Origin of the sequence: Nocardia sp. CNY236 (assembly GCF_000482385.1) — a bacterium.
Lineage (GTDB): Bacteria > Actinomycetota > Actinomycetes > Mycobacteriales > Mycobacteriaceae > Nocardia.
Genome location: NZ_AXVD01000011.1, coordinates 136,385 through 154,929, shown reverse-complemented (window position 1 = coordinate 154,929; position 18,545 = coordinate 136,385). Strand labels below are relative to the sequence as shown.

16 protein-coding genes are annotated in these 18,545 nt (G+C 67.0%); 10 read left to right on the top strand and 6 right to left on the bottom strand.

Annotated elements, in window-relative coordinates; all coding sequences use genetic code 11:
- Positions 1-466: 466 nt before the first annotated feature.
- From K940_RS27575 to K940_RS0109045, 4 genes are all read left to right on the top strand, one after another.
- Entirely contained in the window at positions 467-913 is a 447-nt protein-coding gene (locus K940_RS27575; RefSeq protein WP_231390299.1) for a hypothetical protein, read from the top strand.
- On the top strand, positions 906-2,327 hold the full coding sequence (locus tag K940_RS0109055; protein ID WP_028477266.1) for a hypothetical protein: 1,422 nt from the start codon (positions 906-908) through the stop codon (positions 2,325-2,327). The genes K940_RS27575 and K940_RS0109055 overlap by 8 nt, the downstream gene beginning before the upstream one ends.
- Positions 2,324-3,163 carry an ESX secretion-associated protein EspG gene (locus K940_RS0109050; protein ID WP_028477265.1) on the top strand — a complete coding sequence of 280 codons (840 nt, stop codon included), beginning with the start codon at positions 2,324-2,326 and terminating at the stop codon, positions 3,161-3,163. The genes K940_RS0109055 and K940_RS0109050 overlap by 4 nt, the downstream gene beginning before the upstream one ends.
- Before the next feature lie 158 nt (positions 3,164-3,321).
- Complete coding sequence (locus tag K940_RS0109045; protein ID WP_028477264.1) at positions 3,322-3,849, top strand: gamma carbonic anhydrase family protein; 528 nt, start codon at positions 3,322-3,324, stop codon at positions 3,847-3,849.
- Positions 3,850-3,855: 6 nt separating this feature from the next.
- On the opposite strand, the gene K940_RS0109040 is transcribed toward K940_RS0109045, so the two are convergent.
- Together K940_RS0109040 and K940_RS0109035 are read right to left on the bottom strand one after the other, a co-directional pair.
- Complete coding sequence (locus tag K940_RS0109040; RefSeq protein ID WP_028477263.1) at positions 3,856-4,479, bottom strand: phosphoribosyltransferase; 624 nt, start codon at positions 4,477-4,479, stop codon at positions 3,856-3,858.
- Positions 4,480-4,490: 11 nt separating this feature from the next.
- Positions 4,491-5,345, bottom strand: a complete 855-nt coding sequence (locus K940_RS0109035) for a carbon-nitrogen hydrolase family protein (RefSeq protein WP_051407022.1) — start codon at positions 5,343-5,345, stop codon at positions 4,491-4,493.
- A 62-nt stretch (positions 5,346-5,407) separates the two neighbouring features.
- On the opposite strand from K940_RS0109035, the gene K940_RS0109030 reads away from it, so the two are divergent.
- A complete protein-coding gene (locus K940_RS0109030) occupies positions 5,408-7,192 on the top strand; it encodes a DEAD/DEAH box helicase (protein ID WP_028477261.1) in 1,785 nt (594 codons plus the stop codon).
- Positions 7,193-7,301: 109 nt separating this feature from the next.
- Positions 7,302-10,730: an AAA domain-containing protein gene (locus K940_RS27570; RefSeq protein ID WP_036528002.1), complete on the top strand. Its 3,429-nt coding sequence runs from the start codon at positions 7,302-7,304 to the stop codon at positions 10,728-10,730.
- Positions 10,731-10,800: 70 nt separating this feature from the next.
- Here the strand turns inward: K940_RS27570 and K940_RS0109015 are convergent, their stop codons facing one another.
- Complete coding sequence (locus K940_RS0109015) at positions 10,801-11,979, bottom strand: amino acid deaminase/aldolase (protein WP_028477260.1); 1,179 nt, start codon at positions 11,977-11,979, stop codon at positions 10,801-10,803.
- A gap of 49 nt (positions 11,980-12,028) precedes the next feature.
- Complete coding sequence (locus K940_RS0109010; protein WP_051407032.1) at positions 12,029-12,511, bottom strand: hypothetical protein; 483 nt, start codon at positions 12,509-12,511, stop codon at positions 12,029-12,031.
- A 406-nt stretch (positions 12,512-12,917) separates the two neighbouring features.
- Here K940_RS0109010 and K940_RS0109005 point away from each other — a divergent pair, with 406 nt between their 5' ends.
- On the top strand, positions 12,918-13,664 hold the full coding sequence (locus tag K940_RS0109005; RefSeq protein WP_028477258.1) for a tyrosine-protein phosphatase: 747 nt from the start codon (positions 12,918-12,920) through the stop codon (positions 13,662-13,664).
- Here K940_RS0109005 and K940_RS27565 read toward each other — a convergent pair.
- Together K940_RS27565 and K940_RS0108995 are read right to left on the bottom strand one after the other, a co-directional pair.
- The gene (locus K940_RS27565; RefSeq protein ID WP_036528000.1) at positions 13,641-14,912 is read right to left on the bottom strand and encodes a class I adenylate-forming enzyme family protein; all 1,272 of its coding nucleotides are present in this window, start codon (positions 14,910-14,912) and stop codon (positions 13,641-13,643) included. The two genes, K940_RS0109005 and K940_RS27565, sit on opposite strands and share 24 nt — an antisense overlap.
- A 92-nt stretch (positions 14,913-15,004) precedes the next feature.
- Entirely contained in the window at positions 15,005-15,799 is a 795-nt protein-coding gene (locus K940_RS0108995; protein ID WP_028477257.1) for an enoyl-CoA hydratase/isomerase family protein, read from the bottom strand.
- 137 nt (positions 15,800-15,936) lie between these two features.
- Between K940_RS0108995 and K940_RS0108990 the strand changes: the two genes are divergently transcribed.
- Genes K940_RS0108990 through K940_RS0108980 form a run of 3 tightly spaced genes read left to right on the top strand, consistent with a single transcriptional unit; the run spans position 15,937 to position 18,472 of the window.
- Positions 15,937-16,662 carry a membrane protein gene (locus K940_RS0108990; protein ID WP_028477256.1) on the top strand — a complete coding sequence of 242 codons (726 nt, stop codon included), beginning with the start codon at positions 15,937-15,939 and terminating at the stop codon, positions 16,660-16,662.
- Complete coding sequence (locus K940_RS0108985) at positions 16,659-17,693, top strand: ABC transporter ATP-binding protein (RefSeq protein WP_028477255.1); 1,035 nt, start codon at positions 16,659-16,661, stop codon at positions 17,691-17,693. Before K940_RS0108990 ends, K940_RS0108985 begins: the two co-directional genes overlap by 4 nt.
- Positions 17,690-18,472 carry an ABC transporter permease gene (locus K940_RS0108980; protein ID WP_028477254.1) on the top strand — a complete coding sequence of 261 codons (783 nt, stop codon included), beginning with the start codon at positions 17,690-17,692 and terminating at the stop codon, positions 18,470-18,472. The genes K940_RS0108985 and K940_RS0108980 overlap by 4 nt, the downstream gene beginning before the upstream one ends.
- Positions 18,473-18,545: the final 73 nt, after the last annotated feature.

Below are 18,545 nucleotides of genomic sequence, written 5' to 3'. Positions count from 1 at the left end.
CACAGATGATTTCGTGTCCTCGTGTATCCCGACAGCTTCGGATGCGGTGCGACCTCTTCACAGCCTCGGAGAGGCCTTTCCCACAGCCTCGGAGAGGCCTTTCCCACAGCCTCGGAGAGGCCTTTCCCACAGCCTCGGAGAGGCCTTTCCCCACAGCCTCGGAGAGGCCTTTCCCCACAGCCTCGGAGAGGCCTTTCCCCACAGCCTCGGAGAGGCCTTTCCCCACAGCCTCCGAAGGCCGTTCCCCAAACCCTCGGACGAGCTGTTCCCCAGAGCCCCGGCGAGATTGATTCCCGCAGCCTGGGGGAGGGTTCTGTTTAGAATTGCGTGGTATCCCCTCTGCTGGACACCCGCCGGCGCACGCGAGTCACCGCAGACTTCGCGGAGCGGATACCGGGTGTCGTGGAGATGGTGCGACGCCGAGGAATCGAACACGCTCTCCGACCGAGGAAGGGGGACGGTGCAGATGCCTGTGCAGGAGAACGAATTCGGCGCCGAACCCGCAGCCGCCGCAACCGGCGCCGAACCCGCAGCCGCCGCCAATGTCGCCGCGCTCAACCGGGCCGTCGATGATGGTGCGCTGTGGATCGATGGCCTTCTGGTTGCCGATGGTGTGCACGAACGATGTGCAGATGCCTACGAGTGCCTGGCCGACCGGATCGAAGCGCAGGTCGCGGTGCTGCGCACGGCAACGGAACTGCCCGGCTTCGGCGGATTCGCCTCCGGCGCTGCGCTGCAGACCGGTTTCGAACACAAGGCCGATGGCGCACTCACCCGATTACTCGAATACGCCACCACTGCACGGGAACTCGCACAGATCTTGCGTACTGCGGCTGCCGCCTATCATCAGGCCGATCAGAGGCTAGCCAGCGCGGTCGACCAGATCGGCGGATCGGGGTCCATTCATGCTTAGGCAATCACATGCCGGCACGCCGACTACGGATCAACGCACCGACCCACCGTACGCGCCGACGGTCGAGGTTTTCGACAGTCTCACTCATGCCGAGATCCACGCTCGGGTCCAGCAACTGGACCCGGCGGTGCTCGCAGGTGGCGCGCAGGTCTGGAACGAGACCGCTGCGGCGGTATCCGAGGCAGTTGCTCAGACGCACAGCGAGATCCGTGCGGCGATCGCGGACGGGTGGCGCGGCGCAGCGGCCGCGAGCGCCGAGGCGGCAATGAGCGCCTTCGAACGTGACGGTCACGACCTCGCCGAAGTGTTCGCCGTGGTCGCATACCGCCTCGGCCGAGCATGTGATGCAGCAGAAACCGTGCGAGCCGCGGTGTCCGAGCCGCCCGAGGTCGCAGTGGATCTCGGTGCGGCGCTGTTGAATCCCGACCGAGCCAGTAGCAATATCGACCAGCAGAAGGCGAGTGAGCACGCGCGCCAAGACGTTGTGCGGGTGATGGACGACGTCTACGTCGGTGCGTTCATCGGCACCGGCATTGGCGTGCCCGCATTTCGCGCCACTGGTGCCTCGGCACCGGAAACCGTCTCCGATATGCAACCGATTCCGCCCGACACCACCGACACGCGCCCCATTCGCGCACGAGACCCGAACCTCGAGGCCGAACCGAACCTCGAGGCTTCTGCCGATACTGCGGTGTCGACGGCTTCCGATGAAGCGTCGGCCCAAGCAACGATCGACTCCGGCCGAACCACGGCCGCCACCGCCTCCGGCCAGGCCATGGACACCGCCTCCGGCCAGGCCATGGACACCGCCTCCGGCCAGGTCATGGACACCACCTCCGGCCGCGCCATGGAGGCCACGAACCCACCCGCCCCAGGTGGTTCGACCCCGTCGACGACCACTGCCGGCGTCGCGCCAGCGAGGGCCGCGGGCGACGGCGCGGCCCATGGTCGGACCGCGCCCAGCGGCGCTCACCAGGCCATGCACGACGTAGGAACTCCGTTCCCGACCAGTGCCACGGCGTCCGGCGTCCGCGCCGTCGCGGCAAACACATCCGCCCCAGCCACGACTGTCGATGCGTCCGAGCCGGCGGCCCCCGGCGCCGGGAGCCGCACAGCACCGGAAAGGTCCCACAAGCACAGCGATCGGAATGACGGTGGCGACGCAGTCACCAGCCTTGGCGCAGGTACAGTCGGCGGCCTGATGGGCGGCGCTCTGGCTACCGCCGATGCGCCGAGACCGTCAGCACACCGGGTCTCGAACTCCACCGCAGCGCGCGCCCCGGCGGCCCAGGACGATGCCGACGACATCGACCTGGACGACCTGAGCGACTTCCTCGAACCCGCCGAGCACGACGAAGGATCGTCCGCGCCCACGACACCGCCCGTGCTGGGCGAATGGACCGAGGACGAGTGAACTGGACACTGAGCCCGGACCAGTTCGCTCTGGCCTGGTCGCGCACCGATGGTGATCGCATCCCCTATCCACTCGCCGTGCGCCTGTCCGCGCGCGACACGGCCGAGCGCGCTGCCCAGCTGCCCGCACTCATCCGATGGTGCGATCAGGTACTGGATGCCGACCTCGAGGCTGCACTACGCGTTCTCGCACAGCCCGACATTCGCATCGAAGTGTTCGGTCAACGTGATCCCGCATCGGTCTCGCCCGAATCCCTTCCGGGCCGGCCGTCGTCGCCGGAGCAGGCGCCGGCAGCGGCGGACGCTCCCGGGTCCCGCAGCGACGTTCGTCCGGTGCGGATCCTCGGCACCGTCACAGGAAACATCGCCGTGGTAGCGGCGCAGCGCCCGGGGGCTACACCTGACCGCGGCGGCGCGGTGCGGTTGTTCGCCGGTGGCTCCAAAGGACTGTGCGCGCGAATCGTTTCGATGTTGCCGCAGAACGTGCCCGGCACCCTGTCACGGTTGACCGCTCCCGTGGCGCAGGTCGATACCGACAGCCGCGATCTGGTGACTGTTCCGGTAGCGGGTCCGTCCACTTCGGCACGAATCCGCACGCTGCTGAAGCAGCAACGCGACGGTGTCGGCCAGGTCGTCGTCTCCGCACGCCGCAGCGACGACGAGTCGCAGCCATCCGCCGTGCTGTGCTGGCTCGATGTCGTCGCCGACGGTCGCTACACGGTCCGGACCGACACCGACGTAGAAGTTACCGCCGTGACCGCACAGCAGTTCACCGCCCAACTGCGGCCCGTGGTCGCCGCGGTCGCCCGCGCCTCCGCCGCGTCCTTCGAGCGCTGAACCACGCGACGGTCGAGTGCCAACAGCCCGACCGGGGCAACTCACCGTCTCGCCGAGGTGTGGGCATCCGATCGGATCGGGCGCAGCAGTGTCTCGCCGGCTGGGCGGGGTCCGGCAGTGCCGACCGCGGGCGTGAGTCGTTTGCCTACAGTGTGGGAGTGCCCCTCTACGAATTCGAAGGCAAGCGGCCTCAGGTCGATCCGAGCGCGTTCATCGCACCGACCGCGACACTGATCGGTGACATACGCGTCGAGGCGGGGGCCTCGATCTGGTACGGCGCGGTACTGCGTGCGGATTTCGCACCGATCATCATCCGGGAACGGGCGAACATCCAGGACAATGCGGTACTACATGTACCACCGGACGTGCCGATGGAGATCGGCTCCGGCGCCACTATCGCGCACAGCGTGGTGTTCCACGGCTGCTCGGTCGGCGCGGAAACCATCGTGGGCAATGGCACCGTTGTGCTGGACCTGGCGAAGATCGGTACCGGTAGCATGATCGCCGCGCAATCGCTGGTGCCGCCCGGCGCGGAGATTCCCGACCGAGTTCTGGCGGTTGGCGCCCCCGCCAGGGTGAAGGGACCGATCGAGGAAGGCAGTCAGGCGCAGGTGTGGGTTCAGATGAACCCGGCGATCTATGTGGATCTGGCACAACGGCACCGCAAAGGAATCGTCGAGGTCTGAAATCGCTCAGGACAGCAGTGCGAGAACCTCGGCGTCGGTGAGCTGGTGGAAGTCGCGATAGGCGCCGCCCACACCGTGCAACGAGCGCGGCACCCATGGGCAGATCACTGCGTCGGCTTCGGGAGCGACGCGGCGCATGGCCTCGGTCGAGGAGACCGGAACCGCGACCACGACTCGGTCGGGCTGGTGCAGGCGCGCAACCCGACAGGCGACCACGACAGTGGCGCCCGTAGCCATACCGTCGTCGACGATTACTACGGTGCGACCCGCCAGCGGGATCGGATCAGCGGACCCCCGCAGTACATGTCTGCGGCGATGGAGTTCGGTGAGTTCGCGCGCCTCGATCGCGGTCAGCTGTGGGGACGATATGCCGGCATACCTCATGACGTCGGGATTGACCACTCGGACTCCGCCCTCACCGACAGCGCCCACGGCCAACTCCGGTTGCCGCGGCACGCCCACCTTGCGGACCAACAGAATGTCGAGTTGACCGCCGATCACCGCCTGCACGGCGGCAGCCACCGCAACGCCGCCGCGGGGTAGACCGAGCACCAACGGATGCACTGCTTGCAGGTTGTCCAGACTGAGACCCAGCACGTGACCGGCCGCGGTCCGATCGGCATAGACCATCGACTCGAACGCTATTGCGGTTCGCGCTCGGTGATCGCGAATCGACGCAATGCGAGGCTGGGGTTGACCGCCCGTACCTTGTCCAGATGCGCAAGGTCGATTCCGGCGGTCGTCACTGCGGGGTCGGTACCGAGTTCGCTGAGCACCGCGCCGGCCGGATCCACGATCATCGAGGAACCGGCGCCCCAGGGGGCAGCCTGATCGGCGGCTACGACGTAGACCGTGTTCTCCAGTGCACGTGCCCGCACCAGCGTGGTCCACTGGTCGACCTTGGTCGGGCCGGGTATCCACTGGGCAGGCAACAGCAGCGCATGCGCGCCAGCGGCGGCCACCCGTCGAATTCCTTCGGGAAACCTCAGATCGAAGCAGGTCTGGATGCCGAATGTGACCCCCTCGACGGCGAACACGGCAGGCTGCTCGATCGCACCCGGCGCGACGACGTCGGATTCGAGATGGCCGAAGGCGTCGTAGAGGTGCACCTTGCGATAACGGGTGACGAGGGTGCCATCGGTCCCGAGCACCACGACGGTGTTGTGGATCCGGTCGTTCCCGGAAGCAACCTGCTCCACCGTTCCGGCAACGAGAACCACTCCGAACTCGCGTGCGATATCACCCAGGCCGGTGACGAACGGGCCGGTCAGCGGCTCGGCAACGCCGACGACCCGCGCATCGAGGCGAACAACCGCATACATCGAGTACTCCGGGGCGACGACCACCCGCGCGCCCTGCTCACGGGCTGTGCGCACGTGCTCGCGCAGCGTGGCGAGATTGGTCGAGGGGTCGGTCGAGGGGGCGAACTGCACGGCTGCGACGACCAGCCTGGGCGGCAGTGGGTCCTGATGTGCAGACACGGCATCCAGTTGCATAGGTCTCACCGTATTGGGGCTGTAGCCGGAAGGACCAGCACGGGGCAGTAAAGTCCCTGGCAATGAACACCCATCAGGTCGACAGCGTTCCTGGCGACAACGACAGGGACGCCGCCGGCCCGTCATTCGCCGATCTCGGAGTCGATGACCGCATTCTGGCGGCCATCGCCGACGTCGGTTACGAATCACCCTCCCCGATCCAGGCCGCGACGATTCCGCCATTGCTCGCCGGCACCGACGTCGTCGGGCTCGCACAGACCGGCACCGGCAAGACCGCCGCCTTCGCGATTCCGATTCTGATGGGGCTGGCAATGGCCGGGCGCACCCCGCGTGCTCTCGTGCTCGCCCCGACGCGCGAACTCGCAATCCAGGTCGCGGAGGCATTCGGTCGCTATGCCGCACACATTCCCGGGTTACATGTGCTGCCCATCTACGGCGGCCAGAGCTATGGGGTGCAGTTGTCCGGTCTGCGCCGTGGCGCGCACGTCGTGGTCGGCACGCCGGGTCGGGTCATCGATCACCTGGAGAAGGGCACACTCGACCTGTCGCAGTTGCAATACCTGGTCCTCGACGAAGCCGACGAGATGCTCAAGATGGGCTTCCAAGAGGACGTCGAGCGCATCCTCGCCGATACGCCCACGGACAAGCAGGTCGCGCTGTTCTCCGCGACCATGCCGGCCGCGATCCGCAAGATCTCCAAGCAATACCTGCGCAGTCCGGCCGAAATCACCGTCAAGGCGAAGACCTCGACGAATACCAACATCACCCAGCGCTGGGTGCTGGTGTCACATCAACGCAAGCTGGACGCCCTCACCCGGGTTCTCGAGGTCGAGTCGTTCGAAGCAATGATCATCTTCGTCCGCACCAAGCAGGCCACCGAAGAACTCGCAGAGAAGCTTCGGGCCAGGGGATTTTCCGCCGCAGCGATCAACGGCGACATCGCCCAGAACCAGCGAGAGCGCACGATCGGTCAGCTCAAATCGGGTGCGCTGGACATCCTGGTCGCCACCGACGTTGCCGCGCGTGGCCTCGACGTCGACCGCATCTCGCACGTGGTCAACTACGACATTCCGCACGATACCGAGTCCTACGTGCATCGGATCGGCCGCACCGGACGCGCCGGCCGCAGTGGCGAGGCACTGCTGTTCGTCGCGCCGCGCGAGCGCCACCTGCTCAAGTCGATCGAGCGGACCACCCGTCATCCCTTGACCGAGATGCAGCTGCCCAGCGTGGAAGACGTCAACGCACAGCGCGTCGCCAAGTTCGGCGATACCATCACCGAGAACCTGGCCTCGGCGAACCTCGCGCTGTTCCGCAAGCTGATCGAGGACTACGAGAACGAACACAACATTCCCCTGGCCGACATCGCCGCGGCATTGGCGGTCGGCTCCTACGACGGCGACAACTTCTTCATGGAGCCCGAGTCGGAGCCCGTCGAGCGCCCACGGCGCGCTGCCCGTGAGCGTCCGGCGCGACGCTTCGACGACGATCGGCCACGCGGCGCGCATCAGCGCACCGGCGGGGGCGATCTGGCCACCTACCGAATCAGTGTCGGCAAACGCCATCGTGTCGTGCCCGGAGCGATCGTCGGCGCCATCGCGAACGAAGGCGGATTGCGCCGCAGCGATTTCGGGCATATCAGCATCCGTCCGGATCACAGCCTGGTAGAACTGCCTGCGCAACTCCCCGCGGAAACGCTGGAGGCATTGCGGCGCACCAGAATCAGCGGTGTGCTCATCCAGTTGCAGCTGGACCCTGGACCGCCGCAGCAGCGCACGTTCAGCCGTGGGCAGCGCCGGGACCGAGAGGGCGGCAAACGCGCGGAGCGCCGCAAACCGCGCTCCTGAGGCAGGCGGCTTCCTCGAGACCGAAGGCGCTGGCTACAGTGTTGCCGTCCGTGCGTCACCAGATGCACGGCGGTAGCGGGTGTCCCGCGAAGACACAGGAGGGCCGCGTTTGTTCGTATTCGGTGATCGTGTCGTCTGCTCCGCTGTAGATCTGGTGCGCGCCGCGCACTGCGAGTTCGCGCTCCTGCGCGCACTCGATGCCGAACTAGGCACCATCCCGGCCGAGTCCGACGCCATCGCATCGCCGACCGCGCGCGCAACCGCCGAGAACTCCGAGCCCGGGGTCGCCGTGGGCTCCGAACTCGAGGTCGCCGTGGGCTCCGAACTCGAGGTCGCCGTGGGCTCCGAGCCCCGACTCACCGACTATCGCGCGCATTTCGGCACCTCGGTGGTGGAGATCGTCCGCCCTCACGACCATGCGGAGGATCCCGCCGAACGGGCCACGGCACTAGCCGCGGCCCACACCGCCACGGTCACCGCCCTGTACGCCGGCGCGCCGGTCATCGGTCATCCGACGTTCTACGATGGCCGATTCCATTGCTCCTGCGACTTTCTGGTGCGCGCGCAACATCGACCGCGCTATACCGCACACGGGTCCGCGACCACAATGTCCGATCAAGTGAGCACCGCGCTCGAGCTGGCCGCTTGCGCCGAGGCAGTCGGCCGTGCGGGCGCGCAATCCGCGGTATCGGTCCGGCTGCACCTGGGCGCGAGGAGCAGCGCTCAGGCGCTGCGCGAGTTGCTTCCCGTTCATCGTGCGCGACGACGGCGGGTGGAGCACATCATCGAGATGAAGCTCGCCGAACTCCTGCCGGTGCAGTGGGGGGATCCGCGCTTCCTCGCCTGTGGACACTGCCACAGCTGCGTCGCCGCCCTCACGGCCGCACGTGACCTGTTGCTCGTCGCGGGCATGCCGTTGGCGACCCGCACTCGACTGCGCGCGGCAGGTGTGGGCACGATCGACCGGCTGGTCGCCCTGCACGGCACGGTTCCCGGCGTTCCGGTGCGTACTCTCGCCGCCCTGCGTCGTCAGGCCCACACCCAACTCGAGCGCGAAATTCCGGGTAAGCCCGCGTATACGCTGGCGAACCCGATCGCGCTGCGCACACTGCCACCGCCCTCGGTCGGCGACCTCTCGCTCACCATCGCCGCCGACGAGTACTCACCGCTCACAGTCGAAATCGGCGGGCTCGACACCGTGCACCTCTCGCTGCACGGGCCGTCACCCACCTCGGACGATCCCGAGCACGTCGTGGCCCAGGAACGCCGACTGCTCGAGCAGGTCCTCGACTACCTGACCCAGCGCAGGCGGCTCTACCCGGATCTACACATCTATCACTACACCTCGGTAGTGCGCACAACGTTGGCGCACCGCACGGGACGCTGCGGAGTCGACGAGCAACTCCTGGACGAAGTGCTGGGCACCGGTGCTTTCATCGACCTGTACCCGATCGTGCGCAATGCGGTGCTCGTCGGCGAGTCGTCCTACGATCTGGGCCAGCTGCGTCGACTGTTTTCCGCCACCGCGCTCCCGTCGGGTGCCACAAGCGATTGCCGGGCCGTGTTGTGGCTGCGTGATTGGCTGCTCGACCGCGCAGTCGAACACGGTGTCACGCCGCACGGGGACGAACGACAGGCGAGCGCAGCGACCGTCCTCGGTGAATCACGGCCGGCGCCGTCTTGCCCCTCGGCGCTGGAAGCCGCGCTCGCGGAATACGCCGCCACGCACGGTGACCCGCTGCATCCAGCCGCGATGATGGCCGCCACGCTGGGTTATCACCGCCGCGAGTGGCAGACATCCTGGTGGGCGCATGTCGACCGGCTCATGCTTCCTGCAGAGGAATGGGCCGATACGCCAGGGGTGCTGCTCGCCGACACCGGAGCGGTCGACACCACATGGCATCACCGGCCCGGCCGCGCGGCCATGCGCCGGTATCTGACACTGGTCGGCCGGATCGGAGCCGGTCACCACGGCGGGCCGGCGGCTCCCGCGCTCGCTCCCGGTGCAGTCGTCTACACCTGCTACGACCGGCGGGGGGCCACCCATGCGGGCATGAGCGGTGACCGGCACGTCACCGCCGAGGCCATCGTGCTCGGCTGCTCGACCGACACCGAATTCGACGACACCGTCCGGCTCGAAGAGCTGCTACCTGTGGAGTGCGACCCGTACGACGACCTTCCCTTCGCGATCATGCCCGGCCTGCCTGCCCGAAACGAGCACTTCGAAGCAGCAATCGAACACACCGCCCACCGGTTGCTCGCGACACTGCCCACCACTCCGCACGAGGCGATCTTCGATATTCTGGCCCGGCGCGCTCCTCGGCTGCACGATGGCGCACCCTTGCCCGAGGTACACGGCGACCACGCCGCGGCGATCGGCGCGGCGGTCGGCGCGCTCGACCGGTCCTATCTGGCGGTGCAGGCAGGTCCGGGCACTGGGAAGACCACGACCGCTGCCCGGGTGCTGCAGCGCCTGCTCACCCACCGCAAATGGCGAATCGGCGTGGTTGCGCCGGAGGATGCCACCGTCGAGAACCTGCTCGACGCAGCGGTCGGGATCGGTGTGCTTCCCGAATTGGTCGCGAAGAGGGACCCGGTTGCACTCGCCCCGGAGTGGGCCGTGATCGACACCGCACGCTATCGGCAATTTCTGCACAATGCGATCAATGGCTGCATCCTCGGTGGCACACCGTCCGACTTCGCCGACGAGAATGTGGTTGCGCGCGCGAGCCTCGATCTGCTCGTCGTCGCCGACGCCGGGCATTTCGCCGTCGCCGGTATCGTCGCGGTCGCGGCGAGCGCACGTAATCTGCTGCTCCTCGGCGACCTCGCACCATCGCCCGCGCACGGGGCGCACCCAGCGCCGGTGGACGAATCGGTCCTGGGTTGGTTGGCCGCAGCAGGACACACCGTGCCCGCGGAGCGCGGCTACTTCCTCGACCGGACGTGGCGGATGCATCCTGCCGTATGTGCACCCCTGTCTCGACTGTATTACGACGGCCGGCTACGCTCCAACGAAACCGTCACCCTCGCACGGGATCTGGATGGTGCGCAGCCCGGCGTGCGCACTGTGTTGGTGGACCACTTCGGCAACTCGACGTCCTCGCCCGACGAGGCGCGTGAAGTAGTGCGCCGGGTTCGGACACTGCTCACGTTGTCATGGTCGGCCGGTACAACGACCCGCAAACTGCACCCACACGACATCTTCGTGATTGCACCCTTTGCCGCTCAAGTCGGGCGCATTCGGAATATGTTGACTCGCGCCAAGATCGAGGACGTGCTGGTAGGAACGCCAGATCGGTTCCGCGGCAGAGAGGCGGCGGTCGTACTGCTGTCGATGACCAGCTCCAGTTCAGCCGACGCCCCTGCCGGCATGCCGGCACTGCTGACGTGCGGCCTGCTACAGGCGGCGCTCAGCCGTGCGATGTGGCAAGCGATCATCATCCGATCGCCACTACTCACCGAGTACCTACCCGCGACCACAGCCGAGCTGTCCGACCTGGGCACGTTTCTGCGACTGAGCGGTGACCGCGAGTGATGCGGCGACTGCGAGTGATGCGGCGAGCACCGGTGATCGGCCTATCGGTCACCCTCCGACCGAACACCGATCACCCGAAACAGAAGCCTTCGCCGCGGTAGGTCGGCACCGCAACGCGGGAGCCGTCGGCATCGACCAGGTGCACCGTGTCGAAGCGTTCACACAGTTCGCCGGCCTTCGCATGCCGCAACCACACCCGATCGCCCACCGGAAGCCGCGCGGCGCCATCCAGCGGCGTCTGCACCTCGCCTGCGCCCTCGGCTCCGAGGAGTTTCAATCCCTTGGGCCACACCGGTTTCGGAACCCGGGACCGCCCGGCGGGACCAGAGGCGATGTAACCGCCCGCGAAAACCGTGGCGATCCGGGGCGAGGGTCGCCGCAGCACCGGAAGGGCAAAGAACACCGCGGGCCTGGGTGTGAAGGACCGGTACTGATCGAACAGCGTCGGCACATACAATCCTGATCCGGCACTCACCTCGGTCACATTCGGGTCGGCGATACTGACCTCGATGGACCCGGTTCCGCCGCTGTTGACGATCTCCAGCCCTCCGGCGACCGAGACGACCGCGTCGAGCACTGCACCGCGGCGCCGGACGATCTGCGCCGCGGACAACCGCTTCACCAGACGCAGCGCACCACTGCTATCGGGGAGCCCCGCGATCTGCGCCTCGTAGGTCATCACGCCCACCACGGCGAAGTTCTTGTGCTGCGCCGACTTCGCCAGGGCTGCTGCCTGGTCCGGTGAACGCACCGGAGAGCGACGCACGCCCAAGTGCAGTGAACCTATGCGCAGAGCGGCGTCCACGTCCAGACATACCCGGGGTCGTACCCGGTCGGTGCCGACTGCGGCACGGATCAGATCCAGTTGCGCGACGTCGTCGACCATCAGCGTGATCGATTCCAGCAAGGTGTCGTCGGTGGCCAGTTCGGCCAGTGCCGAACGGTCCACGGTCGGATAGCCGAGCAGAATGTCCCGCGCTCCGCAACGCACCAGCCAGATGGCCTCGCGCAGCGAGTATGCCATGATGCCGGCGAAGCCGTCGGCGGCGGTGAGGCCGTCACCGAGCACCTCGGCGAGTACCGCACGACAGCGCACCGACTTGCTGGCCACCCGCACCGGCACACCGTTCGCGCGAAGCACCAGATCGGCAGCATTGCGACGCAAGGTGGGCAGGTCCAACGCGACGAGCGGGGGATCCAGCTCGGCGGTGGCCGCATGCAGCCCTGCGATCGGCGACGTTTCGGTCACCAGGACAACTCAACCACCAAACTGGTCAGCCGTCCAGCATCTGACGCGGTCACACCTCGATCGCTTTCGTCACCATGGTTGCCACAAGGTCGTCCAGCACGACCAGCATTGCTTCGTCGTCACAGTCGGCCAGCCATCGAAGCGCGGCACCACGAACGAGCGAGATGCCATAGGCCGCAATCGCCTCCACCGGTTCCAGCCACTGCGTACCGGAACGGGCAGCACACAGTTTCAAGAAGTCTGCGACCTCGGCTTCCATCTCACGGTATTCGGCCGACGCCACCGGGTGGGCGCCGCGGTCGGTCCGCATCTCCCAGCGATCGCGCAGCGTTCGCACCTCTGTCTCGTAGCACTCCATTTCTTTGACCGGAGCGGCCAACATCAACTGCCAGCGCGCACTCACGCCCGCGTGCAGTAGCGCACGTAGCGCGCCGAGCCCGGGACGGTCGATGGTGGCGGCTGCCTGCTCCACGGCCTCACGGAAGCGGGGCCGCACCCGCTCCTTGGTTATTGTTTCTCCACGTACGCTCAACGACGACTCCTTGGCGAAGAACTCGCACACCCCAGTGGGCGCAACTCGCTGAACATGGCGGGCAACTTCGAGAATCCTCAGAAGTGCCCGGTCCAACGGCCTCAATCGTAGAGCGTTTTCCGAGTTTAGGAACTGCTTCTGTGGGTATTTACAAACCTCAGGAATGTTTTCAACTCGCCTCGATGTCGGGACGATTCTGTGCTGCACCCCATGGGATGCGAAGTACTATGGCCGATTTCGAAACGAGTCCGACGTTTCGAAGACCATTGATTACGGTGTGGTCGCATCCGCGCAACTGGGACGTTATGGCAAATCACACATCGGAAACACCCATATCGGTCAGCTCACTCCGTGTTCGCACAGTGACCCACACCACTGCATGTCCCGGTGCCACTAGCCTGAGCCGGTGACCGCGTTGCCCCCAGCCGACCATTTCTTCCTCTCCGGCACGTTCAACTTCCGCGATACCGGCGGACTCGGCGCGGAAGGTGGCGCACGGGTGCGCCCCGGCGTGCTCCTGCGCTCGGCCCAGTTGAGCGGACTCGATGACGCCGGCCATGCAGTATTGCGGCAACTGCGCGTCGACCACGTCCACGACCTGCGCGGATGGCGCGAGATCGAGCACATCGGCGCCGACCGACTCCCCGACGACGTCCGTTTGAGCGTCACTCCGTTCGATTCCGGCATCACTGGCAGGCCTCCACACGAGAAGGCCGTCGCCAACGCCTACGAGCACATGCTCGCGGTCTACCGCATGTTCCCGGCGCTACCCGAGGCACACGCCGCAATCCGCGCCGTCGCCGAGTCCGTCGTGCGCAGCGAGGGGGCTGTGCTGGTGCATTGCGCTGCGGGCAAAGACCGCACCGGCTGGGCCGTGGCAACGCTGCTGCGCGCGATCGGTGTCGCCGAAGCGGACGTGCGGGCCGACTATCTGCTCAGCAACGCCGCTGTGTCCGCCCTACGCTCGATGCTCACCACGAAACCCGCATCGGGGATGGAGTTCCCCGACGACCTGCTCGGCGTGCACCCGGAATATCTGGACAGCGCCACCACCGCGATGACCGAACTACACGGGGATCTGCGGGGTTACCTCGCCGCTGTCGGGCTCACGCCCGACCTGATCGAGCGGTTACGCACGCGCATGTTGGAGTGAGCCGAGATCACTCGACCGGCGCCGCACCAAACCATCGGCGCCGATGGTGACCTGGTCGCCGGTGTGGAACCACGCTCCGGTGAACCGTTGCGCCGTCGCGGCGGGGTCGTTCCAATAGCGCGAGGTGACATTCGGCCCACGACACAGCAACTCACCATTGCCCGCCATTGCCTGCGGTCCCAGAAGCGCCAACTCCATACCACCGAACGGGAACCCGAGCACCGCATCCGACCTGTCGGCCGCGGCCTCGCCATCGTCCACCGCAAGGCCGATACCGCTGGTCTCCGTCGCACCCCAGACCGACCATTGCCGAGCGGCGGGAAAAACCTCGCGCAACTCGACCGCCAGATCACCGGAGACGGCCGGCGGCGCAGCGCGCTCGGCGCGATGACCGGCCGTGCTGATCCGGACGATCCCCTCGGTACGCAGTCCATCGGCGCGCAACTCGGCGAGTTCGCACAGCAGGCGTGCGAAGATTCGCGGCGTCGCGGCGAGCATATCGACCTGCTCGGCCGCGATGGCTTCGACCATGCCGCAGATGTCGCGGGCCAGTACCACCGTGCCGCCGACCGCGAAGGTCGGCAGCAACTGGTCGACACACCCACTGGCATGGGCCAAGGGCAACAGCACCAAGTTGCGCAGACCGTCACTGGGCAGATCCTGCGCGGCAACGACCGAGCGAACCGCAGACAGCAGGTTCTCGTTGGTCAACTCCACCCCCTTGGGGGTGGCAGCGCCACTGGTGTAACACAACAGCGCCAGGTCGGCCAACGCCGCGCCGTCGTCGATATAGGCGGCGCCGTCGGGTAGTTCGATGCCCGCACCCTGGGAACCCAGAACGAAATCGGCATGGCTGTTGGTGATCACGCGCTCGGCCACCGGCGACGACAGCCCGTCGGGCACCAACACCGGTACCGCACCGCTGAGCAATGCGCCGAGAAAGGCTTGCACCCACCGCACGCCGGAGGGCATGTGGATCGCAATCCGGTCGCCGTAGCCGATTCCGTGCTCTTGCAGACCGCCCGCGATCCGGGAGGCCGAATGCCACAGCTCCCGGTAGGTCAGACGGGGTCCGCCGACCTCCACCACGGCCTCGCGCGCGGCGAAGGTATGGATCCGTAGATCCAACAACTCGGTCAGCGCAGGAGTCAGGTTTCCATAGCGCAACACACCATCCGCGCCGCGCGCCAATGGGACGTCCCAAACCTGTGGGCTGGACAAAGGGTATTCGACGAGCAACTGCGACATTCGTCCTCCGCGCGCCTAGAGTCGTCAGGCACTGCGACTATATGACCAATGTCACAAACGCGCACGGAAAAATGGTAATTGTGTCCGATCGGTCACCGGCCGGCGTAGCTGGCCTTCCCCGGACCGACGTCGAGAAAGCTGCGCACCGCACCGCGGAGGTCCTCGGTGTCGAACAGCGCACCGGAGGCCTCGGGCGTGATCGAATCCGCATGTGCGACACCACCGGAACGCCACGCTTCGATGATCTTCTTGGTCGCTGCGTGCGCCACGGTCGGACCATCGGCGAATTTTCGAACCATCGCGGTCGCCGCCGCGTCGACATCGTCGTGCACTGCATTGACCACACCCCATGCGGCCATCGTCGCCGCGTCGTAGAGGTCGCCGGTCATCACGAGTTCGCGAGCACGGCCCGACCCAGCGCGCTCGGCCAATCGCTGCGGGCCACCCATCGACGGAGTCAACCCGACCACTGTCTCCACCAATCCGAATTTCGCTTGGGGCGCGGCGAGCACGATGTCGCAGGCGAGCGCGATTTCGAATGCGGCGGTCAAGGTCAGTCCATGCGCGGCGAACACCACCGGGCAGGGCAACGCCTCCAGCGGATGGATGATCCGCGCGAACAGAGTCCGCCACAAATCGACGCCTTGGTCGACGTCGAGTCCGTCGAACATGTGTACATCGACCCCACCCGACACCACTTTGCCCTCCGCACGCAAGAGCACCGCCCGGGGCGGGCGCGCCGACAACTCGGCGATATCGACGATCAGTGCGTCGAGCATCTGCCGATCGAACAGATTGAGCGGCGGATGGGCGAGGGTCAGCGTCGCCACCTCGGCACCGCCGTCGGTGACCTCGCGCTGCAGTCCGGTGGCCTTCTTTTCACTCATCCGGCCAGCGTACGGTGTCGAATGTGAGGTCGACGCAGCAGAACTGATCCGGTCGGGTAGGTCGTCGCCGACACCGGCCGACGGCGACCGGTGCCATACAGTGCAAGACAGCAGACCGGAGAAGGAGGGTGCCACGGATGCTCCAGGGCGGGTTCGAGAAGGCGGTGGTCGAACTGCTCGACACCGGATCCCGGGTACAGGCGCCCGCGGTGGCCGGGTATGTCGACCGGCTTCGGCAGGCCCATCCCGACGACAGCCCCGCGCAGATCATCGCACGGCTGGAGCGACACTACCTGCTCGCAGTGACCGGAAGCGGTGCGGCGGCAGGGGCGACCGCAACATTCCCTGGGATCGGCACTGTGTCCGCAATCGCTGCAGTGACCGCGGAAACCGCGTTCTTCCTGGAGGCATCGGCAGTGTTCACACTCTCGGTGGCCGCGGTGCACGGCATATCGCCCGAAGACCGGCAGCAGCGCAGGGCGCTGGTCCTGACGGTCGTGCTGGGTGAACGCGGCATCGAGATCCTGCAGAAACGGATCGGCTCCACAGCGAAGAACTGGGGCGCTACCTTCGCCCATCGGATTCCTGGACTCGCGGGCGTGAACGACTCGCTGCTCGAACGGTTCATCGTGCGATGGTTCACCAAACGGACCGCGCTGATCGTGGGCAAGGTGCTGCCGGCCGGTGTCGGCGCGGTGATCGGCGGTGCGGGCAATCGCGCATTGGGCTCTGCGACGATCGCCAACGCGCGCAACGCGTTCGGGTCTGCACCGGCGCTGTGGCCCACCGATCGGCTGGTCGTCGATGCCGATACCGGCCCGGCCGCCCGGTCCGAGCACCGACGACCTTCGAGCGACCGATGACGGCGAGGGGTCCGATCGCGTGCGCGGTCCGTGGATTGACCAAACGGTACGAGCCGACCGCCGCGGTGACCGATGTCAGCTTCACGGTCGCGTTCGGTACCGTCGCGGCGCTGGTCGGACCGCCAGGCGCGGGCAAGACGACCATTGTGCGTGCCCTGCTCGGTCTGACCCTGCCCACCTCCGGCACCGCGTCCGTCCACGGACTTGCATCCAGCATTCCCGCCCCCACCCGGGCCTCGTCCACGGGAGCACCACCGGGGCACGACACACCACAGTCGGCCCGCCTGGTCGGTAGCGTGCTCGCGACCCGCGGGTTGCATCCGGCTCGAACGGCACGCGATCACCTGTGGATCTACGCGGCGGCGGCGGGTGTCGCGGACACCCGCGTGGCCGAGGTGCTCGAACTCGTGGAATTGACCGAGCAGGCCACGACCAGAGCACGCGCATTGTCGATCTGGCAACAGACTCGATTGGCGCTGGCCACCGCACTCCTGAGCGATCCGCCGGTGTTGGTACTCGACGAGCCGATGGCCGGTCTCGAACACCGCGAGCGCGGCTGGTTGCTCGACTATCTACGCCGGCACGCCCGACGCGGAGGTAGCGCTGTGCTGACCAGCGATAGTCTGTCCGCTGTACTGCCCGGAACCGATGACCTGATCGTGCTGAACCAGGGCGCCGTGGCCTACCACGGCAGCCCCGCGCGATTGCGCCGCCGATATCCCGACCGCGTGGTCGTGGGTACCCCTGCCCCGGTCGCGCTCGCGACCGTGCTCGCCGCACATGGGTTTGCCGACGCGGTGATTCGCGCGGACGGGCGCCTCGCGGTAGCCGAAGCGACCGTGGCGCAGATCAGAACGGCCGCAGCGACGGCAGGCGCACGACTCGACGACATCAGCATGGACCCGATCTCGCCCGATCGAGTGCTCGCGGCGCTGACCAGGCCCACGGCACCGACCGCCCCGCGCCGTCACGGCCCTGCCGAGACCGGCGCTCGGTACTCGCCATCGATACCCTATGGAATCCCACGATGATCTCGATCCTGCCCGCAGGCCTGGTGCCGAACGTCGTCTCCGAAATCCGCAAGCTGGTCACGATGCCGCACGTGGTGCTGGTCGCCAGCGTTCTCCTGACGGGCGCACTGCTGGCGAGTATCACCTCGGCAACCTTTGCCGGACCGGTGGATCCGGCCGGCCAGCCGGTCACGGGCACCGCGACACTCGGACTCTATGTCGGACTCGCGCTGCTGATGCTGGCAGCAGCCGCCGTCGGCGCAAAGGGTGGCGGTGGCGAGTTCGAATACCACACGATGCAGGTGAGCACGCTGCTGTCCGTCGACCGCGATCGGCTCGCGGCGGCAAAGTTCTTTGTCACCGGTTGCTGCGCGCTCGCCAGCGCGGTCGCAGTGGAGATCGTTGCACTCGTGGGACTGTTCGGCGCCGGCCGAGGCAAGATCTCCGTGACCCTGGAGCTGGTCGCGGTGCTCGGCGGTGGTGCGCTGGCTACGGTCTGCTGGGCGTTGATCGGCCTGAGCACAGGAGTGCTTCTTCGATCGTCGTCGCGTGCGGTGGCGCTTTTGCTCGGCTGGATCGTGCTCGCCGAGCCGATACTGTGGCTGCTCGCCTCCGGTATCGATCTTCCTGGCGTCGCGGCTGTGCTGCCACTGTCGGCAACCGTCGCTACCGTAGCCGTCGGATCCTTCTCCGACACCGACATCCTCGCTCCGCCTGCAGCCGCGGCCGTGGTCCTGGTGCTGTGGACCGCCGGGCTGAGCGTTGCCACCTGGCGGCGGCTGCGCACCGAGGAGCTGTGATCTCCGACTCACGTGGAACACCGATCCGTCGGTGCGCGTCGATACAGTCGAGGAGAAAATAGGACGACAGAGG